The organism is Stenotrophomonas sp. S41, from assembly GCF_016624625.1.
Classification (GTDB): domain Bacteria; phylum Pseudomonadota; class Gammaproteobacteria; order Xanthomonadales; family Xanthomonadaceae; genus Stenotrophomonas.
On the sequence record NZ_JACVTV010000065.1, the window covers coordinates 1 to 23439 of the forward strand.

The following is a 23439-nucleotide window of genomic DNA, read 5'->3' on the forward strand; positions in this document are numbered from 1 at the left end:
GTCCCCGCAAACCCACAGTGCCCCGCCATCCCACGGAATGCCGCTTCGGCTTTTGACGTTGACGTTGCCTTGGCCTCTGCAGGTGCAGGGCTGCAAGCCCTGCCAAACACACCCCTACTTGACCAGCACGTCGATCACGCCGTCTCCGACGCGCGCCTGCAATGCATCTCCCGCCTGCACCTGGCCAACCTCACGCACCAGCGTGCCGTCGTCACTGCGGGTCAGGATGCTGTAACCACGTGCCACCGTCGCCAGCGGACTCACCGCCTCCAGCGAGCGCGCCAGCCCGCGCAGGCGCAGCGCATCGCGTTGCAGCAGCCGCTGCAGCGCCGCCTGCGGGCGACCGCGCAGGGCCGCCAGGCGTCGCTGCATCTCGTCCAGCTGGCGCTGCGGGTGGTGACCGCGCAATACCGCTGCCGCATGGCGCAGGCGCGCGGCGCGGCGCTCCTGCTGCTGGTTGAAGGCCGCATGCAGGCGCCGGCCGAGGTCGAGCTGGCGCCGGCGCAGCAGGTCCAGGCGCGCCTGCGGGCTCTGCGCGTTCAGCCGCAGCAGGGCGCGGTCGGCGCGCTGCATCGCCTGCTGCATCGTGTGCCGCTGCAGCTGCACCATGCGCGCGGCCGTGCGGCGCAGGCGCAGGGTCAGTTCGCGCTGGTCGGGCACCAGCAGTTCGGCTGCCACCGACGGCGTCGGTGCGCGCAGGTCGGCGGCGAAGTCGCTCAGGCTGAAGTCGGTTTCGTGGCCCACCGCCGAGACCACCGGCGTGGCGCTGGCGGCGATCGCCCGGGCCAGGGCCTCGTCATTGAAGGCCCACAGGTCTTCCAGCGAACCACCACCGCGGGTCAGCAGGATCACGTCGTAGCGGCCACTGGCATCGGCGGCCTGCAGCAGGCGGGTGATCTGCGCGGCGGCCGTGCTGCCCTGGACCAGGGTCGGCAGCAGGTCCACTTCCAGCAGCGGAAAACGGCGGGCCAGCACGCTCAGCACGTCGCGCACGGCGGCGCCGGTGGGCGAGGTGATCACCGCCAGGCGCTGCACGTGCGCCGGCATCGGCCGCTTGCGCGCGGGGTCGAACAGGCCCTCGGCTTCCAGGCGTGCCTTCAGCTCCTCGAAGGCGCGGCGCAGTGCGCCTTCGCCGGCTTCTTCCATGTGGTCCAGCACCATCTGGTACTCGCCACGCGCGTCGTACAGCGTCACCTTGCCGCGCACCAGCACGCGCATGCCTTCGCGCGGCACGAACTTCAGGTACTGCGCCTTCATCCGGAACATCGCCGCACGCAGCTGTGCGCGCGCGTCCTTCAGGGTGAAATACAGGTGCCCGGACGCGGGGCGGGCGACGCTGCCCAGCTCGGCTTCGACCCAGATCGCCGGGAAGCTGCCTTCCAGCAGGTCGCGGGCCAGGGTGTTGAGCTGGCTGGGGGTGAGGACGTCGTTGTTACGTGGCTGCATGGGTACGGCGGTGACGGGCGGAGCAGGGCGCTCAGGATCGCACGTCAGCGCGCGCCGTGCTGGGCCAGCGCCCACTGCACGTGCTCGCGCACCACGGGTGAGGGATCGTCGACGCGGGTCTGCAGGGCGGCCAGTGCGTCGGTCGAGGCCGGTGCGTTGCCCAGCGCCACGGCGATGTTGCGCAGCCAGCGCTCGTGGCCGCTGCGGCGGATCGGGCTGCCTTCGGTGCGGCGCAGGAATTCGGCTTCATCCCAGGCGAACAGCTGGTCCAGGCGCGCGGTGTCGAGATTGTTGCGCGCGCGGAAATCGGCTTCGTCGGTGCGCTTGGCAAACTTGTTCCAGGGGCAGACCAGCTGGCAGTCGTCGCAGCCGTAGATGCGGTTGCCGATCAGCGGCCGCATGTCTTCGGGAATGGCGCCGTCGTGCTCGATGGTCAGGTAGGAAATGCAGCGTCGCGCGTCCAGCCGCTGCGGGGCGATGATGGCCTGGGTCGGGCAGACGTCGATGCAGCGTGTGCAGGTGCCGCAGTGCGCGGTGGCCGGCGCGTCGATCGGCAGCGGGATGTCGATGTAGATCTCACCGATGAAGAACCACGAGCCGCCGTGACGGTCGATCAGGCAGGTGTGCTTGCCGATCCAGCCGAGCCCGGCGTTGCGCGCCAGCGCACGTTCCAGCACCGGCGCCGAATCGACGAACACGCGGTAGCCGAGCGGCGCCACTTCATCGTTGATCTGCGTGGCCAGCTTCTGCAGCCGGTTGCGCATCAGCTTGTGGTAATCGCGGCCCAGCGCGTAGCGGGCGACATAGGCGCGGCCGGGATCGGCCAGGGTCGCCCAGGCTTCGGTGTCGTCCTTGTGGCTGTAATCCATGCCCACCGAAATCACCCGCACGGTGCCCGGCAGCAGCTCGGCCGGGCGCGCGCGCAGGGTGCCGTGGCGGGCCATCCAGTCCATCGTCCCGTACAGGCCCTTGCCCAGCCAGTCTGCCAGGTGCGCCTCATCCTCGCCCAGCTCGATGCCGGCGATGCCGCAGCGCTGGAAGCCGTGCGCACGGGCGAGTTCGCGGATGCGCTGTACGGCCAGGGCCGGATCGAGGGGGGCAGGGGCGGGGAACATGCGCACCAGTATAAAATCTCCGCATGGCCAACCTTGCCGATCTGTTTGATTCTGCTGCTGCGCGTGCGCTGGATGCCCAGGCCTCGGCGCTGGCCGGTGATGGCGGCTGGGAGCTGATGGCCCAGGCCGGCATGGCCGCCTGGCAGCGCCTGCTGCGGCACTGGCCGCAGGCGCTGAATGTGGGCGTGGTGGTGGGCAGCGGCAACAACGGTGGTGACGGCCTGGTGCTGGCGCGGCACGCGCTGCTGGCCGGGCGCCGGGTAACGGCGCTGACCCTGCCGGGAAAGCCGCCGTCCACGCGGTTGGCGCAACGGGCCACATCGGATTTTAAGTCCGTTGGTGGAATCCTGGCCGAATTCGACGGAACGCTGCCCGCGGCCGATATCTGGGTGGATGGCCTGTTCGGGCTGGGTTTCGACCGGGCGCCGGAGGGTGCAGCACAGGCTGTGATCGAAGCACTGAACGCAGAGGATGCACCGGTGTTTGCACTGGATGTCCCCAGCGGCGTCGACGCCGACCGCGGCACGGTGCCGGGCGTTGCGGTGCGCGCAGCGCTGACCCTGCAGTTCATCGTGCCGCACCGCGGCCTGTACACCGGCGACGCGCTGGAGCACGCAGGCGAACCCGCGCTGGCCGCGCTGCAGCTGCCCAAGGCAGCGTGGCAGGGCGTTTCGGCCGCGGCCGAGCACTGGACGGGTGCGCGCTTGCCGGCATTGCTGAAGCCGCGCCGCGCCAATACCCACAAGGGCGAATCCGGCCATGTGCTGTGCGTGGGCGGCAACCACGGCAGCGGTGGCGCCATTGCCCTGGCTGCCGAGGCTGGCCTGCGCGCCGGTGCCGGACTGCTCAGCATCGGCACCCGCGGTGACCACGTCGGTCCGCTGCTGGCGCGCCTGCCCGAGGCCATGGTGCATGCGCTGGAAGATGGCGACGCGCTGCCCGGCCTGCTTGAAAAGGCCAGGGTCGTGGCGATCGGCCCCGGCCTGGGCCAGGACGACTGGGCGCGTGCCCTGTTCGCGCGCGTGCTGGCCTGTGGCAAGCCGCTGGTGCTCGACGCCGATGCGCTGAACCTGCTGGCCCGCGACCCTCGCGCGCTGCCCGATGCCATCCTGACCCCGCACCCGGGTGAGGCCGCGCGCCTGCTGGAATGCACCACGGCCGAGATCCAGGCCGATCGCTACCGCTGCGCCCAGGCGCTGGCCGAGCGCTACCACGCCGTGGTGGTGCTGAAGGGCGCTGGCAGCATCGTCGCCGCCCCCGGCTGCACCCCGCGCCTGATCGCCGCCGGCAACCCCGGCATGGCCGTCGGTGGCATGGGTGATCTGCTGACCGGCATCATCGCCAGCCTGCGCGCGCAGGGCCTGGATGCCTTCGATGCCGCCGCGTGTGGCGCGCTGCTGCATGCGCTGGCTGGCGACGTCGCTGCCCTCGATGGCGCGCGTGGCCTGCTTCCCACTGATCTGCTGGTGCCCCTGCGGCGGCTGGCCAACCCGGAACCCCTGCAATGACTGAATTCTTCCTGGCCGACAGCGAAGCCACCGAACTGCTGGGCCAGTGGCTGGCCGCCACCCGGCCCCCGCAGGCGCTGGTCGAACTGCGCGGTGACCTCGGCGCCGGCAAATCCACCACCGCGCGTGCACTGCTGCGCGCGCTCGGCGTGCAGGGTGCGATCCGCAGCCCTACCTACACCCTGGTCGAGCGCTATCCGCTGTCCAGTGGCGGCGAAGCGTGGCACCTGGACCTGTACCGCATCGGCCAGGCCGGCGAGCTGGATTTCCTCGGCCTGGACGAGGGCAGTGCGGTGCTGTGGCTGGTCGAGTGGCCCGAACGTGGCGCCGGCGCGCTGCCGCCCACCGATCTGGTGGTGGCGCTGGAAATCGAAGGGCAGGGGCGGCGCGTCCGTCTCACTGGGGCCAGCGACGTGGGCCGTGAATGGCTGGATCGACTTCCCGATGGGGGCGACTTGCAGGCCATTTCTGTCGGCTGACGAGAACAAACACCGGCAGGTTACGGATTATTAAGGAAAAAGGTGTTGCATTCCGTTCAGCGCGGTGATTGAATCCTGACCATGCGCCTGGGGAACCGTCTCATCGCCATCTGTGCCGCCGTCGGACTAGGTCTGACGAGCGTCTGCGCGTGGGCCGGTGAGGTCCGCCAGGTCCAGCTGAATACCGGCGCGACCGGTACCCGCGCGGAGATCTCCCTGGTGGGCAGCGGCGGCTACAAGACCCTGTCGCTGTCCTCGCCGAACCGCCTGGTGATCGATTTCCCCGATTCCAGCGCCGTGCACAACCTGAAGATGCCGGCCGCGCAGGGCGTGGTCACCGCCGTCCGCACAGGGCAGCCGGTGCCGGGCACGTTCCGTGTCGTTTTCGACCTTGCTGCGTCGGTGTCGCCGTTCCGCCCGCAGATGCAGCGTGAGGGCAATGAATCCAAGCTGGTGATCGAGTGGCCGGGCGATGGCCCGGCAACGGCCGCCCGCCCGGCCGCGCCTGCGGCCACCGCAGCGGTCACCCCGTCCGCCGCCGATGCGGCCGCTGCGCAGAACGCGCAGTCGCGGGGTGATGCCGCGCGCGCCACCGCGCTGCTGACCGCCCAGGTGCAGCAGCAGGCCAGCGCCAGTGCCGCCGCTCCGGTTGCGCCGGCGCCGACCACCACCCCCGCCCAGGTGGCCGCTGCCGGCATCAGTGCCAGCAGCACGCCGCCGCCGTCCTCGCCGGCCGCGATCCTCGCCGGCCAGCCGACCCGTGCCGTGGTGGCCGCCGCACCGGCGCCTGCACCCGCGCCTGCCGCTGCACCCGCCGAAGCGCCGCGACCGGCCATGCCCAGCGATGCCTCGCGCATCCGCATGCAGCCGGGCATGCGCCACCTGGTGGTGGCCATCGATCCGGGCCATGGCGGCCAGGATCCGGGCGCCATCGGCCCGACCGGCAAGCGCGAAAAGGACGTCACCCTGGCCGTGGCGCGCGAACTGGCCCGCCAGGTCAACGCGACGCCGGGCCTGAAGGCCTACCTGACCCGCGACAGCGACGTGTTCATCCCGCTGCCGATGCGTGCGCAGAAGGCGCGCGCGAACAAGGCCGACATCTTCATCTCGATCCACGCAGACGCCGCGGAGAACCGTTCGGCCACCGGTTCGTCGGTGTACGTGCTGTCCACCAAGGGCGCCTCCTCGCAGCGCGCGCGCTGGCTGGCCGACAAGGAAAACGCGGCCGACCTGGTCGGTGGCGTGCGCCTGCAGCAGACCGAGGGCACCCTGGCCAACGTGCTGCTGGACCTGGCCCAGAGCGGTTACATGAAGGCGTCCGAAGACGCGGCCGGCCACGTGCTGGGCGGTTTGAAGCGGATCGGCAACAACCACAAGCCGAACCTCGAGCGCGCCAACTTCGCGGTGCTGCGAACCTCGGACATGCCGGCGATGCTGGTGGAAACCGCCTTCATCTCCAACCCGGACGAAGAACGCCGCCTGACCGACCCGGCCTACCAGCGCAAGGTCGCCGGTGCGGTGCTCGATGGCGTGCATACCTTCTTCAGCCGGCAGCCGCCGCCGGGCACGCTGTACGCAGCCCGCGCCCAGGCCGAGATCGACGCCGCCGCCACCATGGCCGGCGGCAGCAAATAACCCGCGGATCGAGCGGTCGGTAGCGCCGGGCCGTGCCCGGCGGACGTGTGCCTCCGTTATCATCCCTGCATGACGTCTGCTCCCCATCCGCGCCCGATCCGGCCGTTGCCGGAAATCCTGATCAACCAGATCGCCGCGGGCGAAGTGGTCGAACGTCCTGCGTCGGTGGTCAAGGAACTGGTCGAGAACGCCATCGATGCCGGCGCCAGCCGCGTCGACATCGACCTGGAAGAGGGCGGTGTGCGGCTCATCCGCATCCGCGACAACGGCAGTGGCATCGCGCCCGAGCAGCTGCCGCTGGCGGTCTCGCGGCATGCCACCAGCAAGATCGCCGATCTCGACGACCTCGAATCGGTGGCGACCCTCGGTTTCCGCGGCGAAGCGCTGCCTTCCATCGCCTCGGTCAGCCGCTTCACCCTGGCCTCGCGCCGCGCGCATGACGAGCACGGTTCGGCGCTGCAGATCGAAGGCGGCAAGATCGGCGAAGTGACCCCGCGCGCGCATGCGCCGGGCACCACCGTGGAAGTACGCGAGCTGTTCTACAACGTACCGGCGCGCCGCAAGTTCCTGCGCGCCGAGCGCACGGAAATGGGCCACATCGAAGAATGGCTGCGCTCGCTGGCGCTGGCCCGCCCGGATGTCGAACTGCGCGTGTCGCACAACGGCAAGGCCTCGCGCCGCTACAAGCCCGGTGACCTGTATTCCGATGTGCGCCTGGCCGAGACCCTCGGCGAGGACTTCGCCAACCAGGCCGTGCGCGTGGACCACACCGGTGCCGGCCTGCGCCTGCATGGCTGGATCGCGCAGCCGCATTATTCACGGGCCAGCGCCGACCAGCAGTACCTGTACGTCAACGGCCGTTCGGTGCGCGACCGCAGTGTCGCCCATGCGGTGAAGATGGCCTACGGCGATGTGCTGTACCACGGTCGCCAGCCGGCCTACGTGCTGTTCCTGGAACTGGACCCCACCCGGGTCGATGTCAACGTGCACCCGGCCAAGCATGAAGTGCGCTTCCGCGATTCGCGCCTGGTCCACGACTTCGTCTACCGCACGTTGAAGGACGCGCTGGCCGATACCCGCGCCGGTGTGACCGCGCAGGAGATCGGTGCCGGTGCGGTCCATCCTGCGGACATGGGCGGCGCACCGATGCCGTCCAGCGCCGGTGCGTCGGGCTTCGGCCTGGTGCGCGGTGCCGCGCCCGGTTCGGGCGGTGGCGGTGGTGGCTTCTCCGGCTGGCGCCCGCAGCAGCCGCTGGGCCTGCAGGTGGCCGATGCGCCCGCGGCCTATGCCGCGCTGTACGCCGCACCCGGTGCAGGCGAACGCAGCAGTGCGCTGCCGCCGATGCCAAGCGAGAACGGCCTGCCGGTGACCAGTGCCGATGCCGGCGTGCCGCCGCTGGGCTACGCCATTGCCCAGTTGCACGGCATCTACATCCTGGCCGAGAACGCCGAAGGCCTGATCGTGGTGGACATGCATGCCGCCCACGAGCGCATCGGCTACGAACGCCTGAAGAACGCCCACGATGGCATCGGCCTGCAGTCGCAGCCGTTGCTGGTGCCGATCACCCTGGCGGTGGGCGAGCGCGAGGCCGACACCGCCGAGACGGAAGCGGAAACGCTGGCCGCGCTCGGTTTCGAAGTCACCCGCGCCAGCCCGGGCGCGCTGCATGTGCGCAGCATTCCCGCGCTGCTGGCCAACGCCGAGCCGGAAGGCCTGCTGCGCGACGTGCTGACCGACCTGCGCGAGCATGGCCAGAGCCGGCGCATCGCCAGTGCGCGCGACGAACTGCTGTCGACCATGGCCTGCCACGGCGCGGTGCGCGCCAACCGGCGCCTGACCGTGCCGGAAATGAACGCGCTGCTGCGCGACATGGAAATCACCGAGCGCTCCGGCCAGTGCAACCACGGCCGGCCGACCTGGGCACGTTTTTCGCTGGCGGAAATCGACCGCTGGTTCCTGCGCGGCCGCTGAGGCCCGCAACGTTGAGGGGAGCATCCATGCGTCATCGGGGAGTGGGCGGCCTGCTGGTCGCCGTGTTGCTGGCCGCCTGCAGCCCGGCACCGGCACCGGTGCCTGTGGTGAAGGAAGATCCGGCGTTCGCGGCGGGGCAGCAGCAGTGGCGCGTGCAACGCTACGAAGACCTGACCCGGCCCGATGGCTGGACCGCGCTGGTCGGCCTGCACTGGCTGCAGTACAAGTCGCACTTCATCGGCAGCGGCGCCAGCAGTGGCATCCGCCTGGCGGTGGGCCCGGACAAGCTGGGCCTGCTGCGGCGCGAGGGCGACCAGTGGTGGTTCAGCCCCGAAGCGGGGGTGGACGTCAGCTTGGACGGGCAGCCGGTGCGTGGCCGCGTGCGCATGAACACCGACAAGGATCCAGCGCCCACCGTGCTCAGCTTCGATGGCGGCAAGGGCCAGCTGAGCATCATCCGCCGTGGCCCGCGCGATGCGCTGCGGGTCAAGCATGCCGATGCTGATGCGCGCCGCGATTTCGCCGGCATCCAGTACTGGCCCGGCGGTCCCGACTGGCAGGTGCAGGCGCATTTCATCGCCCATCCCGCCGGCAAGACCCTGCCGATCGTGGACATCACCGGCCTGGCCACCGAAATGCCGAATGCCGGCGCGGTGGAGTTCGAGCGCGACGGCCGCAGTTGGCGCATGGAAGCGATCGGCGCGCCCGGCGAGCCCCTGTTCCTGGTCTTCGCCGACCGCACCAGTGGCCACGGCAGCTATCCGGCCGGGCGCTACCTGGACATCGATGCACCGGCCGCCGATGGCAGCGTGCGCATCGATTTCAACCACGCCTACAACCCACCCTGTGCCTTCACCCCGTACGCGACCTGCCCGCTGGCGCCCCCGGAAAACCGGTTGGACCTGCGCGTGGACGCCGGCGAGAAGGCGTACCACCTGCCTGAAGGAGAAGGCTGATCATGTCGATCAGATCACTGATGCGCGGCGCCGTGCTGCTGCTGGCTTGCGCGGTCGCCCCCCTGGCCGCTGCGCGTGGCGCGCCGGCCGAAGCGCCTGCGGCCAAGCCGCCGGTGCCGCTGTTGTGGAAGGTGACCGGCCCAGGCGATGCGCGTGTCTACCTGCTGGGTTCGTTCCACCTGCTGAAGCCCACCGATTACCCGTTGTCGGCCGATGTCGAGCAGGCCTTCACCGCGTCCAAGCGGGTGCTGTTCGAAGTGTCGCCGGAGGAAATGGAATCGACCCAGGCCGCCACCCAGATGGTGCAGACCGCGATCCGCCGCGATGGCAGTGAACTGAAGCGCGACCTGGATGACGCCACCTGGCAGAAGCTGCAGGCCTACGCCACGCAGAACAAGCTGCCGCTGGCGCAGCTGCAGGGCATGAAGAGCTGGTTCGTCGCGCTCAACATCACCATCGGCCAGATGCAGAAGATGGGCCTGGATGCGAACCTCGGCCTGGACCGTCATTTCATGGCGCAGGCGAAGAAGGCGGGCAAGCAGACCGGCGGGCTGGAGGACATGCAGAGCCAGATCAACCTGCTGGACGGCATGAGCCTGCAGGAGCAGCGGCAGATGATGGCCGAGGCGCTGGACCAGGCCGACAAGGGCGATGAGCAGTCGCTGATGCTGCACGAGGCCTGGCGCCGCGGCGATGACCGAGTGCTGTGGAACAAGATGGCCGTGGAGATGCGCCAGCAGTATCCGCAGCTCTACCAGCGCATCAACACCGCGCGCAACGATGCGTGGGTGCCCAAGCTGCTGCCGTACCTGCAGGACGGGCAGGGCGGCACCCTGGTGGTCGTGGGTGGCCTGCACCTGCTGGGCAGCGATGGCGTGGTGGAGAAGCTGAAGGCCAAGGGCTACAAGGTCGAACGCGTCTGCACGGGCTGCAAGCTGAAGCGTTGAGGGTAGAGTCGACCGTTGGTCGACTGCACTTCGGTCGGATGGCGGAAATGCCCGCGCTGCGCGCATAAGTCGACCAACGGTCGACTCTACCCGCTGGGATGCCGCCCTCCAGAACAGAAACGGCGCGCCAGAGGGCGCGCCGTTTTCGTGTCAGGCGGGGCAGTCGCCTCAGCGCCGGGTCTTGCCACCGGTGCCGGTGCTGGTGCCCGGCTCGCTCGGCTTGTTGCCGGTGCCGGTGCCCGTACCGCCGGGGCGCGGGCCGCCGAAGCCGGTGCCCATGTTGCGCTGGAATTCCTGCCACAGCTCCAGGTTGCGCTCGGTCAGCTGGTTCATCATCGCCCACGGGGTCTGGCCCAGCAGGTTGCCCATCTGCTGGCGGAACTGCTGCTGCTGGTCGAGGAAGACCTGCATGCTGCGCTCCAGGTAGTTGCCCATGAAGCCCTGCAGCGAATCGCCGTAGAAGCGGATCAGCTGGCTCAGCAGCTGGGTGGACAGCATCGGTTCGCCGTCCTGTTCCTGGTCGGCGATGATCTGCAGCAGGACCGAACGGGTCAGGTCGTCGCCGCTCTTGGCGTCGCGTACCTCGAAGTCTTCACCATCCAGGATCAGCTGGCGCACATCCTCTATGGTGATGTAGCTGGAAATTTCTGTGTCGTAGAGACGGCGGTTCGGATACTTCTTGATGATGCGGGTCGCAGCCATGAAGCGGTCACTCGTCACTGTAGATGTGCAGCATGGCGCAGTGCACAAGCCTTGGCAACCGCTGCAGCCCCCGCCGGGCTTGGGTTTCACGCCCGATCATGTTGCGCAGCAAGGGTTTGCGTGCTGCGCAGCATGACCAACGGCAGGGGGCCTCTGCGTGCCCGCTGCCGCTGCCTGCGGCCTTACCAGCCCATGTGGTGGCCGCCGTTGATGTCCAGGTTGCTGCCGGTGATCCAGGCGGCCTCGTCAGCGACCAGGAAGGACACGCCGTAGGCGATCTCCTCCGGCTTGCCCAGGCGCCCGGTGGGGATGTCGGCGATGATCTTGGCGCGCACTTCCTCCGGCACCGCCATCACCATGTCGGTGGCGACGTAGCCCGGCGAAATGGTGTTGACCGTGATGCCGAAGCCGGCGTTCTCGCGGGCCAGCGAAATGGTGAAGCCGTGCATGCCGGCCTTGGCGGCGGCGTAGTTGGCCTGGCCATACTGGCCCTTCAGGCCGTTGATCGAGCTGATCTGGATGACCCGGCCCCAGCCGCGGCGGCGCATGCCTTCGATGACCGGGCGGGTGACATTGAACACCGAATTGAGGTTGGTGTTGATCACGTCGTGCCACTGGTCCGCACGCATGCGGTGGAAGGTGGTGTCGCGGGTGATGCCGGCGTTGTTGACCAGGATCTCGACCGGGCCCAGCTCGGCTTCCACCGCGCGGATCAGCGCTTCGGCGCTTTCCGGGTCGGACACATCGCCGGGGAAGATCGACACGTGGTAGCCGCGTTCGGTCATGGCCTGCTGCCAGGCGCGGGCCCTGGTCTCGTCGCGGTAATTGGTGGCGACCCGGTGGCCCTGGTCGGCCAGGCGTTGGCAGATGGCGGTACCGATGCCGCCGGTTCCGCCGGTGACCAGTGCGACGCGAGAAGTCATGGAATGCTGTCCGGGTTTCAGGTGGGGGAAAGGGGATTCTGCAACATCGGCACGGAAAGTGCGCCGGCTGGCGGCAGGCCCGCTCCGATCAGGATGTCGGATCGTGGCAGGCGCGCCGGGTCGAAGGCCTGGCGAGCGGCGGCCAGCAATGCGGGCAACGCGTCGATGCCATCCAGCGCGGTGGGTGCCTGGCCCAGCAGCTGCCACAGCTGGCGCAGCACCGGCACCGGCCGGCTGCTGTCCACCGGCAGGGCGGCGAGGGACTTGGACAGCTTGTGGCCCGGCGCATCCAGCAGCAATGGCAGGTGCCAGTAGCGCGGAACCGGCAGCCCCAGCGCCTGCTGCAGCAGGATCTGCCGCGCGGTGGAATCGAGCAGGTCGGCGCCGCGGACCACTTCGGTCACGCCCTGCGCGGCATCGTCCACCACCACGGCCAGCTGGTAGGCCCAGCAGCCATCGGCGCGGCGCAGCACGAAATCACCGACCTCGGCATGCACGTCCTGGGTCTGCAGGCCGCGCAGGCCGTCCTCGAACTGCACCACGCTGCCCGCGGGAACACGGAAGCGGACGGCAGGGTCCGGTCGCGGCTGTCGCGCCACGCAGCGATGGTGGATGCCGCCGCTGGCGGCCACTTCGCTGCGGCTGCAGTGGCAGACGAAGGCCCGGTCGCTGGCCAGCAGCACGTCCAGCGCGGCCTGGTAGGCCTCGCCGCGCGCGCTCTGCCAGAGCACCTCGCCGTCGTGGTCCAGGCCGAATGCGGCGAGCGCCTGCAATTGTGACTGCGCCGCGCCGGCGACCGTGCGCGGTGGGTCGACATCCTCGATGCGCAGCCGCCACAGGCCACCGTGATGGCGCGCAAGCAGCCAGCTGCCGAAGGCGGCGAGCAGGGAACCGGCGTGCAGCAGGCCGGTGGGCGAGGGCGCGAAGCGGCCGCAGGGAATGGGCGAAGTCATGCTGGCTGAATCGTCGGTCAGGTTGGCGCTTGAATTCAAGCTGACTGCACCGCAAATTGGCAGATATCGACCCCTTCCGAGCCGGAATTTCCCATGTTTACCCGCATTGCCCTCTTCCTGGCCACCAACCTTGCGGTGCTGATCCTTGCCGGCATCGTGATGTCCATCCTGGGCGTGGACTCCCGTTCGATGAGCGGCCTGCTGGTCATGGCTGGCATCTTCGGCTTTGGTGGTTCCTTCATCTCGCTGCTGCTGTCCAAGTGGATGGCCAAGCGTTCCACCGGTGCGGTGGTCATCACCGAACCGCGCAACCCGACCGAGCGCTGGCTGCTGGCCACCGTAGAGCGCCAGGCCAAGGCGGCCGGCATCGGCATGCCGGAAGTGGCCGTGTATGACGGCCCGGAGATCAACGCCTTCGCCACCGGTGCCAACCGCAACAACGCGCTGGTGGCGGTGTCCACCGGCCTGCTGCACAACATGAGCGAGGACGAGGCCGAAGCAGTGCTGGGCCACGAGATCGCCCACGTCGCCAACGGTGACATGATCACCATGGCGCTGCTGCAGGGCGTGCTGAACACCTTCGTGATCGTGCTGGCCCGCGTGGTCGGCGGCATCATCGACAGCGCGCTGTCGGGCAACCGCGAAGGCGGCGGCCGTGGCTTCGCCTACTTCATCATCGTGTTCGTGCTGGAGATGGTGTTCGGCCTGTTCGCGACGATGATCTCGATGTGGTTCTCGCGCCATCGCGAGTTCCGTGCCGACGCCGGTGGTGCCTCGCTGGCCGGTCGCCAGAAGATGATCGCCGCGCTGGAGCGCCTGCAGCTCAACCACGGCCAGAGCACCCTGCCGACCCAGATCGCGGCCTTCGGCATTGCCGGTTCGACGGCGAAGAAGCTGTTCATGAGCCACCCGCCGCTGGAAGAGCGCATCGCCGCACTGCGCGCTTCGACCGCCGCGTAAGAAAGGCGGGGCATGCCCCGCCATCCGGAAAAACAAAAACGGCACCCTCGCAGGTGCCGTTTCTGTTTGTGCCGCGTTACCGGGACGCTTAGAACTTCGCGTCGAACTCGGCGGCGTAGCCGGTGTTCACCAGCACCTTCTGCAGCGACTCGGCCACCTTCAGGTTGCCGGCCACGACCTGCTGGGTGTCCGGGCCACGGTTGTCCATGCGGGCCAGGGTCGCGCCCTTGAAGTCGCAGACCTTGCCGCCAGCTTCGCGGACCAGCAGCACGCCGGCCGCGATGTCCCAGGCCTTCACGCCTGCTTCGAAGTAGGCGTCGGCGCGGCCGCAGGCCACGTAGGCCAGGTCCAGCGCGGCCGAACCGCTGCGGCGGATGTCCTCGGCCTGCACCAGCAGGGCGTCGACCGCCTTCAGCTGGGCGCTGGCGCGGGCACGCTCGCGCGGGGCGAAACCGGTGTGGATCATCGTGCCGCCCAGGTCCTTGCGGTCGGCCACGCGGATGCGGCGGTCGTTGAGCACGGCACCGGCGCCACGGCTGGCGGTAAACAGTTCATTGCGCAGCGGATCGAAGATGACCGCATCGGTCGGCTCGCCGTTTTCCACCAGGGCGATCGACACGCAGTAGTGCGGCACGCCGCGCAGGTAGTTGCTGGTGCCGTCCAGCGGGTCGATGACCCACATGTTGCGGTGGCCACCCTGTACGCCGCCCTCTTCGCCGAACACGCCGTACTCGGGGTAAGCGCGCTTGAGTTCCTTGACGATCACCTTTTCGGCGTCGGCATCGACTTCGCTGGCGTAATCCATCCGGCCCTTCTGCACTACGTTGAGCGCCTCGAGCTTGTTGATGTTGCGCAACAGGACGTTGCCGGCGAGGCGGGCGGCCTTGACCATGACGGTGACGGCGGGTTTCTGCATGGCGTGGGCTCCCGGAAAGGCAGAAGAGGTAGGGCTGGCGGGGGAAAAGAGCGGGTCCGGCGCAGTGGCCGGCCGCACAGTTTACCATTGGTCTTCGTCCAGCTCGACATTTCCCTGTTCATGTCCCAGTTTCCCGCCGCCACCCGCCTCCGATTCGTCCTGGTCGGTACCCAGCACCCCGGCAACATGGGGGCCGCCGCCCGCGCCCTGAAGACCATGGGCCTGGCCCGCATGGTCCTGGTCGCTCCCGAAAAGCCGCTGGACGAAGAGGCCTTCCGCCGCTCGGCCGGTGCCGAGGACGTGCTGGGCGACGCCCCGGTGGTGGCCACCCTGGCCGAAGCCGTGGCCGACTGCACCCTGGTGCTGGGCTGCACCGCGCGTGCGCGCCGGGTCCAGCTGGAGGAATACCTGCCGTCCGACGCGGCCGCCCGCGCGGTGGCCAAGGCCGGCGAGGGCGCCGAGGTGGCCCTGGTGTTCGGCCGCGAGCGCACCGGCCTGACCAACGAGGAGCTGCAGCTGTGCCACGCGGCGGTGCATATCCCGTCCGATCCGGCATTCAGCTCGCTCAACCTGGCTGCCGCCGTGCAGGTGCTGGCCTATGAGACGCGCATGCAGCTGCTGGGCGCGCAGCCGGCGGCCGAGGCCGCGCCGGCGGACGTCCGCGAGCCGGTGGCCAGCCACGAGCAGATGGAGAGCTTCTTCTCTCAGCTCGGCGACACCCTGGACGAGATCGATTTCCACAAGGGCCGTGCGCCTGAATCGGCCATGCGCAAGCTGCGCCGCCTGTTCCTGCGCAGCGAGCCGACCGAACAGGAAGTGCGCCTGCTGCGCGGCATCCTGGCCGATACCCAGCGCATGGCGCGCCTGGCCCGGGAAAACGGCACGGAAGGCTGACGACGTTCTCATTTTTTCGGGTAGTCTGTCTGGATACCCTGGGGGGATGAGCTTGTGTCGGCTTCATGTAAGGCAACGCAGTGGGGATTGCTGAGCCTGGTTCCATGGCGGACTGTCCGCGCGGCCACGGCCGTGGCGGGTGCGCTGTGGGCGTGGTATCGGATCGACAAGGTCACAGAAACAATGAAGGGCGGGGCGCTGCTGCAGCGTCCGGCAGCCGCGCGTGCGCGGTGCAGTGGATGGGAGTGGGCAGTGCAGTCGGGACACGTACGGATGGAAGCGGCATGAAGTGGCTTGGCTCGGGGATGCAGGCCCGTTTCCTGCTCGCGATGGGCGGGGCGATGCTGGTTGTGGTGGCGATCCTGGCGGTGATGCTGGGCCGCCAGGCGACGATGCAGAGCGAGGTGAAGAGCCTCAGCGGTGGCGTTATCCATGAATTGTTCGACCGCAGCGTGCGCAGCCGCGGCGAGGCGTTGGCGCGCGAGCTGTCCGATTCGCTGGCCAACCCGCTCTATTACAACGACCTGGGCCAGGTGGGCGTGCTGGTGCGCTCGACCTCGCGGCAGCAGGTGGTGCGCTATGTGATGGTGTTCGACAGCAAGGGCCGGCTGGTGCATGACGGCTCGGTCGGCGTGCCCGGCTTCGGCAAGCCGATGACCGACCCGTTGGCCACGGCGGCGACCGCCGCGCAGGGCCTGCTGGTGCAGCAGTCAGCCAGCGTGCTCGACAACACCATGCCGATCATGGTCGGCAAGCAGCGTATCGGCGGCGTCCGCGTGGGCATGGCGCTGGACGAGGTCAGGGAACGCGAGCTGGCCGCCAATGCCACCCTTGGCGAGCGCCTGCAGCAGGTCGGCAGCCGCCACCTGGGCTGGCTGCTGCTGATGCTGGCCCTGCTGGTGGTGATCGGGGTGACGGTCATCCTCTATGTGCAGCGCACCCTGGTGACGCCGATCCGTGACCTGGCCGCCGCCGCGCGCCGCATCGAATCCGGTGATTACCAGGCGCCGCTGCGGGAGAACACCCGCGATGACGAGGTCGGCGAGCTGGTGCGCGGCTTTGCCCGCATGCGTGATGCGATCGCCCGCCATGACCGCGAAGTGCGGCACATGGCCTACACCGATGCACTGACCGGGCTGACCAACCGCCTGGCGTTCCGCGAGGCGCTGGACCACCGGCTGATGGCCGCGCGCGCGTCCAAGCACCGGCTGGGCCTGCTGTTTGCCGACATCGATGACTTCAAGCGGGTCAACGATACGCTGGGCCACGAGGCCGGCGACGAAGCCCTGCTGCAGTTCGCCCAGCGCATCGGCCATGCGGTGGCCGAGGCCGGCGGCGACGATGCGCTGCTGGCGCGGTTCGGTGGCGATGAATTCGTGATTCTCGTCGGCGACGGCGACGTGGCCGCCAACGCCCGCCTGCTGGCCGAAGTGCTGGTGCGCGAGCTGGGCAAGCCGCTGGTGGTGCAGGGCAGGGAGCTATTCCTGGGCACCTCGATCGGCGTGACGCTGTACCCGGACGACGCCGCCGACGCCACCACGCTGCTGAAGAACGGCGACATCGCCATGTACCAGGCGAAGATGGCCGGCAAGAACTGCTACCGCTACTACAGCCGGGCGATGGACCACGCGGTCGAGCGTCGCGTGCACATGGAACAGGAGCTGCGCGGCGCCTGGGAGCGCGGCGAGCTGCGACTGGCCTACCAGCCGATCTTCCGCATGCGCGACCGCCGCCTGGTGGGCGTGGAAGTGCTGCTGCGCTGGCAGCACCCGACCCTGGGCACGATTCCGCCGTCGGTGTTCATCGAAGTGGCCGAGCAGAGTGGCCTGATCGAGGTGATCGGCCCGAAGGTGCTGCGTGCGGCCTGCATGGAAGCCTCGCAGTGGCCGCGTGGCGCGGCCGGCGACGAGCTGTTCGTGTCGGTGAACGTGTCACCGCGCCAGCTGCGTGGCGGCGAACTGCCGGCACTGGTGGCGCAGTGCCTGCACGAATCCGGGCTGCCGTCCTCGCGCCTGCACCTGGAGCTGACCGAAACCGCGGTGATCGGCGACGAGATGCTGGCCGCGCAGCTGCTGGACAAGCTGCACCGCACCGGCGTGAAGGTCTGGCTGGACGACTTCGGCACCGGCTTCTCCGGCCTGAGCCACCTGCGCCAGGTGCCGGTGGACGGCGTCAAGATCGACAAGAGCTTCGTGGCCGACATGCAGCGCGACCCGGACGATCTGGCCCTGACCACGGCGATCATCGCCATGGCCCATGCGCTGGGGATTACCGTGGTGGCCGAGGGCATCGAGCAGGAAGCGCAGTACGAACTGCTGGCACAGCGCGGCTGCGACCTGGGCCAGGGCTACTGGCTGAGCCACCCGGTCACCGCCACCGAAGTGGTGCGGATGATCGATTCGGGCCTGTAAGGGACGACGTGGGGTAGTAGAGCCACGCCATGCGTGGCTGCTTCTGCCTGGACCCCCATCCACGCATGGCGTGGATCTACTGGCTGAGCCACTCGGGGTTGTAACGGATGTCCTGGGGTCAGATCCCTTTTTCTGCGAAAAAGGGATCTGACCCCGGTCGTGCGATTACACCGGGCGCTTGCTGGGGTCGCCGGGCAGTTCGCGCACCAGCTTGGGAATCAGGTAACCGGACAGGCGGGCGGTCAGGCCGGCGATCAGGGCCTTGGCCCGGGTGTCGTCCACTTCGAAGTGGGCCACGCCCTCGACCTTGTCCAGCTGGTGCAGGTAGTAGGGCAGCACGCCGGCGGCGAAGCTGCGCTCGCTCAGGTCCTGCAGCGCTTGCACGCTGTCGTTGACCCCGCGCAACAGCACGGCCTGGTTCAGCAGCTGCGCGCCGAGGCCGCGCAGGCGTGCCATCGCCGCATCCACGCTGGCATCGAACTCATTGGCATGGTTGGCGTGCACCACGATGGCCAGCGGCCACGGCAGGCTGCCCAGCCAGGCCAGCAGTTCCTCGTCCACACGCTCGGGCAGCACGATCGGCAGGCGGGTGTGGATGCGCAGGCGGCGGATGTGCGGAATCTGGCGCAGGGCGTCGGTCAGCTCGACCAGCTTGTGCGTGGCCAGCGACAGCGGATCGCCGCCGGACAGGATCACCTCGTCGATGTCCGGGTCGGCCGCGATGGCCGCCACGGCCTCCTGCCAGCCGCCCTTGGCGGCGTTTTCCGCGCCATAGTCGAAGTGGCGGCGGAAGCAGTAGCGGCAGTTGATCGCGCAGCTGCCGGTGGCTACCAGCAGGGCCCGGCCGCGGTACTTCTGGATGACCCCGGTGGCCTTCTTGGCCGCGCCATCCCCCACCGCGTCGAAGCTGAACCCGGGTGCGGGGCGCATTTCCTCGTCGATGGGCAGCACTTGGCGCAGCAGGGGGTCGGCCGCATCGCCGGGGCGCATGCGGGCCACGAAGCCTTCCGGCACGCGCAGGGCGAACTGGGCCATGGCCGCCTCCGAGACGCCCAGTGCCGCCGGGTCCAGCTGCAGCCGCGCCAGCAGGGCGTGCGGGTCGCGCAGTGCCTGGCGCCAGAGCTGCTGCCAGCGCGTGGGCGCGCCTGGCGACTGGGGCCGGGGGAAGGCGGAAAGCTGCATGGAGAGGGGGCCTGCGGTTATCATGGGGGCAGAAATACTGTTGCCCACCGGCTTCCGGTGGGCTTTCCATTCTATCCGGCTCGCCGCACCCGCGGCGGTTTTGCCATTTGAGGAGCTTGAGCATGGCCACTGTGGGCATGAATGACGTCAAGAACGGGATGAAGATCCTGGTCAACAACGAACCGGCAGTCATCACCGACACCGAGTACGTCAAGCCGGGCAAGGGCCAGGCCTTCACCCGCGTGAAGTACCGCTTCATCCGTTCGGGCCGCGTGGTCGAACTGACCATGAAGGCGACCGACGACCTGGAAGTGGCCGACGTCGTCGACACCGACATGAACTACATGTACAGCGATGGCGAGTACTGGCACTTCATGGACCCGGAATCCTTCGAGCAGGTCCAGGCCGACAAGGCGGGCATGGGCGGCGCCGAAAAGTGGCTGAAGGGCGAAGAAGCCTGCATCGTCACCCTGTTCAACGGCGCGCCGATCTTCGTGCAGCCGCCGAACTTCGTCGAACTGAAGATCACCGAGACCGATCCGGGCGTCCGTGGCGACACCTCGGGCGGTGGCGGCAAGCCGGCCACCCTGGAAACCGGTGCCGTGGTCCGCGTGCCGCTGTTCGTCAACCAGGATGAAATCATCAAGGTTGATACCCGTTCGGGTGAGTACTCCTCGCGCGTGAAGTAATCCGGCGCAGCCGGATTACGGTAGTGCCGGCCGCTGGCCGGCAACCTCGGCGACGGATTACCTGTAGAGCCGAGCCATGCTCGGTTTTCCGGGCACCGCCCGGAACCCGTTGTCGGCGCCGATGGCGCCGCAACGGACAGCCGCCGGGCATGGCCCGGCGCTACCGCCTCCCGCCAGGCCCTTCTTCAATAGCCAGTGAGCCCGCATGAGCGATAGCCCGCACCTCCCCGAAGCCTGCGACCTGCTCATCGAAGCCGGTTATGTCGTTCCGATCGAGCCGCATGCGGTGGTGCTGGAAGACCATGCCGTCGCCGTGCGTGGCAGCGAAATCGTCGCCATCCTGCCGCGTGCCGAGGCCCGCGCGCGCTTCCGCGCGACCCAGGTGGTCAGCCGTCCCGACGCGGCGCTGATGCCCGGCCTGGTGAACGCTCACACGCACAACCCGATGACCCTGCTGCGCGGCGTCGCTGACGACCTCCCGCTGATGACCTGGCTGCAGCAGCACATCTGGCCGGTGGAAGCGGCGGTGATCGGGCCGGAATTCGTCGCCGACGGCACCACCCTGGCCATCGCCGAGATGCTGCGCGGCGGCACCACCTGCGCCAACGAGAACTACTTCTTCGGCGACGTGCAGGCCGCGGTCTACAAGAAGCACGGTTTCCGCGCGCTGGTCGGCGCGGTCATCATCGATTTCCCCACCGCCTGGGCCAAGACCGACGACGAGTACTTCGCCAAGGCCGGTGAACTGCATGACCAGTGGCGCACCGATCCGCTGATCGGCACCGCGTTCGCGCCGCATGCGCCGTACACGGTCAACGATGCCAATTTCGAGCGCGTGCGGATGCTGTCCGACCAGCTCGACATGCAGGTGCACCTGCACACCCACGAGACCGCGCAGGAAATCAACGATTCGATCAAGCTGCACGGCCAGCGCCCGCTGGCGCGGCTGGATCGCCTCGGCCTGGTCAACGACCGCCTGATCGCGGTGCACATGACCCAGCTGACCGACGCGGAAATCCACCTGTGCGCCGAGCGTGGCGTCAGCGTGGTGCACTGCCCGGAATCGAACCTGAAGCTGGCTTCCGGTTTCTGCCCGGCCTGCGCCCTGCAGCGCGCCGGCGTCAACCTGGCCATCGGTACCGATGGCTGCGCCAGCAACAACGACCTGGACATGTTCAGCGAGAACCGCACCGCGGCGATCCTGGCCAAGGCCGTGGCCGACGATGCGACCGCGCTGGACGCGGCCACCACGCTGCGTGCCTCGACCCTGGGCGGCGCCCGTGCGCTGGGCTTCGGCGAGCGCATCGGCTCGATCGAAGTCGGCAAGCAGGCCGACCTGGTCTGCGTCGACCTGTCCGCGCTGGAAACCCAGCCGCTGCACAACGTGCTGTCGCAGCTGGTGTATGCCACCGGCCGCCAGCAGGTCAGCGACGTCTGGATTGCCGGCAAGCCGAAGCTGGTGCAGCGCGAACTGGTCGGCATGGACCTGCCGGGCATCATCGCCAACGCTCGCCAGTGGCGCGAGCGCATCCGTCATATCCGCGCCTGAACCCCGGCGCTGCAAGGACTCCCCCATGACTGCCCCCCACGCTTCCTCCAATTTCGATCAGGCCGAGCTGGACAAGTTCGCCGCGCTGGCCAACCGCTGGTGGGACGCCGACGGCCCGCAGAAGCCGCTGCACGCCCTGAACCCGGTGCGCCTGCAGTACGTGGCCGACCGCGTGACGCTGCGCGGTGCGCGCGTGCTCGACATCGGCTGCGGTGGCGGCCTGCTGAGCGAAGCGCTGGCCCAGGCCGGTGCCGACGTCACCGCGATTGACCTGGCCCCGGAACTGGTCAAGGTCGCGCGCCTGCATGCGCTGGAAAGCGGCGCCAAGGTCGACTACCGGGTGCAGGCGGCCGAGGACCTGGCTGCCGAACAGCCGGGCAGCTTCGACGTGGTCACCTGCATGGAAATGCTCGAGCACGTGCCCGATCCGGGCGCGATCATCGAGGCCTGCAAGCGCCTGCTGAAGCCCGGTGGCCACCTGTTCCTGTCGACCATCAACCGCACCGCGGCTGCGTTCGCAGTGGCGATCGTCGGCGCCGAGTACGTGGCACGGCTGCTGCCCAAGGGCACCCACCACTACCAGGAATTCATCAAGCCGGCCGAGCTGGCGCGCTGGCTGCGCGAGGCCGACGTGCAGCTGGTGGATGTGAGCGGCATGGCCTACGAGCCGTGGCGCAACCACGCCCGCCTGAGCAGCCGCACCGACATCAACTATCTGGCCTACGCGGTCAAGCCTGCATGACCACGGCCGGCTTCCCGCGGGCGGTGCTGTTCGACCTGGACGGCACCCTGCTGGACAGTGCGCCGGATTTCGTCGCCACCTGCGATGCGATGCTGGCCGGGCGCGGCCGTGCGCCGATCGATCCGGCGCTGCTGCGCCCGGTGGTGTCCAAGGGCTCGCGTGCGATGTTGACCGCCGCCTTCCCGGATCTGGACGCGGCCGACCGCGATGCGCTGATTCCCGAGTTCCTGCAGCGCTATGAAGCGCTGATCGGCCAGCACGCGGTGCTGTTCGACGGCGTGGCCGGCATGCTCGCCGCGCTGGATGCCGCAGGCACCGTGTGGGGCATCGTCACCAACAAGCCGGAATACCTGGCGCGCCTGATCCTGCCGCAGCAGGGCTGGCAGCAGCGCTGCGCGGTGCTGGTGGGCGGTGACAGCCTGGCCGAGCGCAAGCCGCATCCGCTGCCGCTGCTGCACGCCGCGCAGGCCATTGGCGTTGCCGCCGAAGACTGCGTGTACGTCGGCGACGACGAGCGCGACATCATCGCTGCACGCGCGGCGGCCATGCCGTCGGTGGCGGCGCTGTGGGGCTACCGCCTGCACAGCGACGATCCGCTGGCCTGGCAGGCCGACGTACTGGTGGAAAACGCTGAACTTCTGCAACTGGCCAGTCTCTGGCCGACCCGGCCGGCAGCCCCGGCCCAGCCGTAAGGAATGACGTAGTGAGCAGTACCGCGCTGGACAGTTTCCTCGACAAGTGGCGCAGCCGTTGGCCGGAATGGTCGGTGGCCGCCCCGTTCGTGGCCGAATCGCAACGCGAGCTCGCGGTGGCGTGGTTCGCGCTGCTGCAGGAATTCGACGACATGCTCAACACCAGCGGTGACCCGATGCCGGCCGACGCCAAGCTGGCGTGGTGGGGCGAGGAGCTGCGCAGCTGGGCCGGGCAGCGCTCGCGCCATCCGCTGGGCCGCCTGCTGGAGCCGGTGCGTGCGCCGTGGGCGCAGCTGGCCGAAACCCTGCCGGACCTGGTCGAGGCGCGCACGGTTGCACTCGATGCGGCCGGTGCCGAGCGCGCGCTGGCCAACTACGCCGACGCGGTGGCCGCCGTGGAAGCGGTGCTGTTCAACGACACGCCGCGCAAGGGCGCCGGCCGTGCCGTGCAGCTGCAGACCCTGGCCCAGCGCCTGCAGGATGCCGGCGTGGCCGGTGTGCCGCGCAGCCTGCTGGACGAAGACGCCAGCAACGCCACGCAGCGTTGGGCGCAGCATCTGTTGAAGGGCTGGGCGACCCGCGTGCCGGGCCCGCGCGCGCGCCGCGTCTGGTCCAGCCTGGCCCGCGCCCGCGTGGCCGCGCAGGCCGCAGGCAAGCCGATCGAAGCGACCCCGGTGCGCACCCTGCTGCGCGTGTGGTGGGCTGCGCGCGGTTGATGCCGCTGCGCTCGCCGGGGGGGGGGCCGGGGGGGCCGGGGGGGGGGGGGGGG

General features: G+C 69.2%; 21 protein-coding genes. 14 read left to right on the forward strand and 7 right to left on the reverse strand.

Annotation, left to right across the window (positions count from 1 at the left end; all coding sequences use genetic code 11):
• Nucleotides 1-114: 114 nt before the first annotated feature.
• A complete protein-coding gene (gene xseA, locus IAE56_RS13775; RefSeq protein ID WP_200752910.1) occupies nt 115-1446 on the reverse strand; it encodes an exodeoxyribonuclease VII large subunit in 1332 nt (443 codons plus the stop codon).
• Between the two features lie 44 nt (nt 1447-1490).
• A complete protein-coding gene (queG, locus tag IAE56_RS13780; protein WP_200752911.1) occupies nt 1491-2561 on the reverse strand; it encodes a tRNA epoxyqueuosine(34) reductase QueG in 1071 nt (356 codons plus the stop codon).
• A 23-nt stretch (nt 2562-2584) separates the two neighbouring features.
• On the opposite strand from queG, the gene IAE56_RS13785 reads away from it, so the two are divergent.
• From IAE56_RS13785 to IAE56_RS13810, 6 genes are all read left to right on the forward strand, one after another.
• The gene (locus IAE56_RS13785) at nt 2585-4069 is read left to right on the forward strand and encodes an NAD(P)H-hydrate dehydratase (RefSeq protein WP_200752912.1); all 1485 of its coding nucleotides are present in this window, start codon (nt 2585-2587) and stop codon (nt 4067-4069) included.
• Entirely contained in the window at nt 4066-4548 is a 483-nt protein-coding gene (gene tsaE, locus IAE56_RS13790; RefSeq protein ID WP_108769397.1) for a tRNA (adenosine(37)-N6)-threonylcarbamoyltransferase complex ATPase subunit type 1 TsaE, read from the forward strand. Before IAE56_RS13785 ends, tsaE begins: the two co-directional genes overlap by 4 nt.
• Nucleotides 4549-4629: 81 nt before the next feature.
• Nucleotides 4630-6183 carry an N-acetylmuramoyl-L-alanine amidase gene (locus IAE56_RS13795; protein WP_200752913.1) on the forward strand — a complete coding sequence of 518 codons (1554 nt, stop codon included), beginning with the start codon at nt 4630-4632 and terminating at the stop codon, nt 6181-6183.
• 69 nt (nt 6184-6252) lie between these two features.
• A complete protein-coding gene (mutL, locus tag IAE56_RS13800) occupies nt 6253-8154 on the forward strand; it encodes a DNA mismatch repair endonuclease MutL (RefSeq protein WP_164074624.1) in 1902 nt (633 codons plus the stop codon).
• 26 nt (nt 8155-8180) lie between these two features.
• Nucleotides 8181-9110, forward strand: a complete 930-nt coding sequence (locus IAE56_RS13805; protein WP_200752914.1) for a DUF1684 domain-containing protein — start codon at nt 8181-8183, stop codon at nt 9108-9110.
• A 2-nt stretch (nt 9111-9112) separates the two neighbouring features.
• The gene (locus IAE56_RS13810; protein ID WP_164074626.1) at nt 9113-10057 is read left to right on the forward strand and encodes a TraB/GumN family protein; all 945 of its coding nucleotides are present in this window, start codon (nt 9113-9115) and stop codon (nt 10055-10057) included.
• Nucleotides 10058-10225: 168 nt separating this feature from the next.
• Here IAE56_RS13810 and phaR read toward each other — a convergent pair whose 3' ends face one another.
• The 3 genes from phaR to gluQRS all read right to left on the reverse strand — a co-directional run bounded on the left by phaR (nt 10226) and on the right by gluQRS (nt 12635).
• Nucleotides 10226-10759 carry a polyhydroxyalkanoate synthesis repressor PhaR gene (phaR, locus tag IAE56_RS13815; RefSeq protein ID WP_108769392.1) on the reverse strand — a complete coding sequence of 178 codons (534 nt, stop codon included), beginning with the start codon at nt 10757-10759 and terminating at the stop codon, nt 10226-10228.
• Between the two features lie 182 nt (nt 10760-10941).
• The gene (locus IAE56_RS13820; protein WP_200752915.1) at nt 10942-11682 is read right to left on the reverse strand and encodes a beta-ketoacyl-ACP reductase; all 741 of its coding nucleotides are present in this window, start codon (nt 11680-11682) and stop codon (nt 10942-10944) included.
• Between the two features lie 17 nt (nt 11683-11699).
• Nucleotides 11700-12635, reverse strand: a complete 936-nt coding sequence (gene gluQRS / locus IAE56_RS13825; protein WP_200752916.1) for a tRNA glutamyl-Q(34) synthetase GluQRS — start codon at nt 12633-12635, stop codon at nt 11700-11702.
• Between the two features lie 93 nt (nt 12636-12728).
• Between gluQRS and htpX the strand changes: the two genes are divergently transcribed.
• On the forward strand, nt 12729-13595 hold the full coding sequence (htpX, locus tag IAE56_RS13830; RefSeq protein ID WP_150455767.1) for a protease HtpX: 867 nt from the start codon (nt 12729-12731) through the stop codon (nt 13593-13595).
• A gap of 88 nt (nt 13596-13683) precedes the next feature.
• Here htpX and IAE56_RS13835 read toward each other — a convergent pair whose 3' ends face one another.
• Nucleotides 13684-14511: an inositol monophosphatase family protein gene (locus IAE56_RS13835; protein WP_079222538.1), complete on the reverse strand. Its 828-nt coding sequence runs from the start codon at nt 14509-14511 to the stop codon at nt 13684-13686.
• Between the two features lie 120 nt (nt 14512-14631).
• On the opposite strand from IAE56_RS13835, the gene IAE56_RS13840 reads away from it, so the two are divergent.
• Entirely contained in the window at nt 14632-15405 is a 774-nt protein-coding gene (locus IAE56_RS13840) for an RNA methyltransferase (protein WP_200752917.1), read from the forward strand.
• Between the two features lie 284 nt (nt 15406-15689).
• Nucleotides 15690-17816, forward strand: coding sequence for a bifunctional diguanylate cyclase/phosphodiesterase (locus tag IAE56_RS13845; RefSeq protein ID WP_200752918.1), 2127 nt, complete (start codon nt 15690-15692; stop codon nt 17814-17816).
• A 165-nt stretch (nt 17817-17981) separates the two neighbouring features.
• On the opposite strand, the gene epmB is transcribed toward IAE56_RS13845, so the two are convergent.
• Nucleotides 17982-18998 carry an EF-P beta-lysylation protein EpmB gene (gene epmB, locus IAE56_RS13850; RefSeq protein ID WP_174213511.1) on the reverse strand — a complete coding sequence of 339 codons (1017 nt, stop codon included), beginning with the start codon at nt 18996-18998 and terminating at the stop codon, nt 17982-17984.
• A 122-nt stretch (nt 18999-19120) separates the two neighbouring features.
• Between epmB and efp the strand changes: the two genes are divergently transcribed.
• The 5 genes from efp to IAE56_RS13875 all read left to right on the forward strand — a co-directional run bounded on the left by efp (nt 19121) and on the right by IAE56_RS13875 (nt 23386).
• A complete protein-coding gene (gene efp / locus IAE56_RS13855; protein WP_108765696.1) occupies nt 19121-19687 on the forward strand; it encodes an elongation factor P in 567 nt (188 codons plus the stop codon).
• 205 nt (nt 19688-19892) lie between these two features.
• On the forward strand, nt 19893-21236 hold the full coding sequence (locus IAE56_RS13860; RefSeq protein WP_108747050.1) for a TRZ/ATZ family hydrolase: 1344 nt from the start codon (nt 19893-19895) through the stop codon (nt 21234-21236).
• 25 nt (nt 21237-21261) lie between these two features.
• Nucleotides 21262-21978, forward strand: coding sequence for a bifunctional 2-polyprenyl-6-hydroxyphenol methylase/3-demethylubiquinol 3-O-methyltransferase UbiG (gene ubiG, locus IAE56_RS13865; protein WP_200752919.1), 717 nt, complete (start codon nt 21262-21264; stop codon nt 21976-21978).
• A complete protein-coding gene (locus IAE56_RS13870; protein ID WP_116863871.1) occupies nt 21975-22670 on the forward strand; it encodes a phosphoglycolate phosphatase in 696 nt (231 codons plus the stop codon). The genes ubiG and IAE56_RS13870 overlap by 4 nt, the downstream gene beginning before the upstream one ends.
• A gap of 11 nt (nt 22671-22681) precedes the next feature.
• Nucleotides 22682-23386, forward strand: a complete 705-nt coding sequence (locus IAE56_RS13875) for a phytoene/squalene synthase family protein (protein ID WP_200752920.1) — start codon at nt 22682-22684, stop codon at nt 23384-23386.
• Nucleotides 23387-23439: the final 53 nt, after the last annotated feature.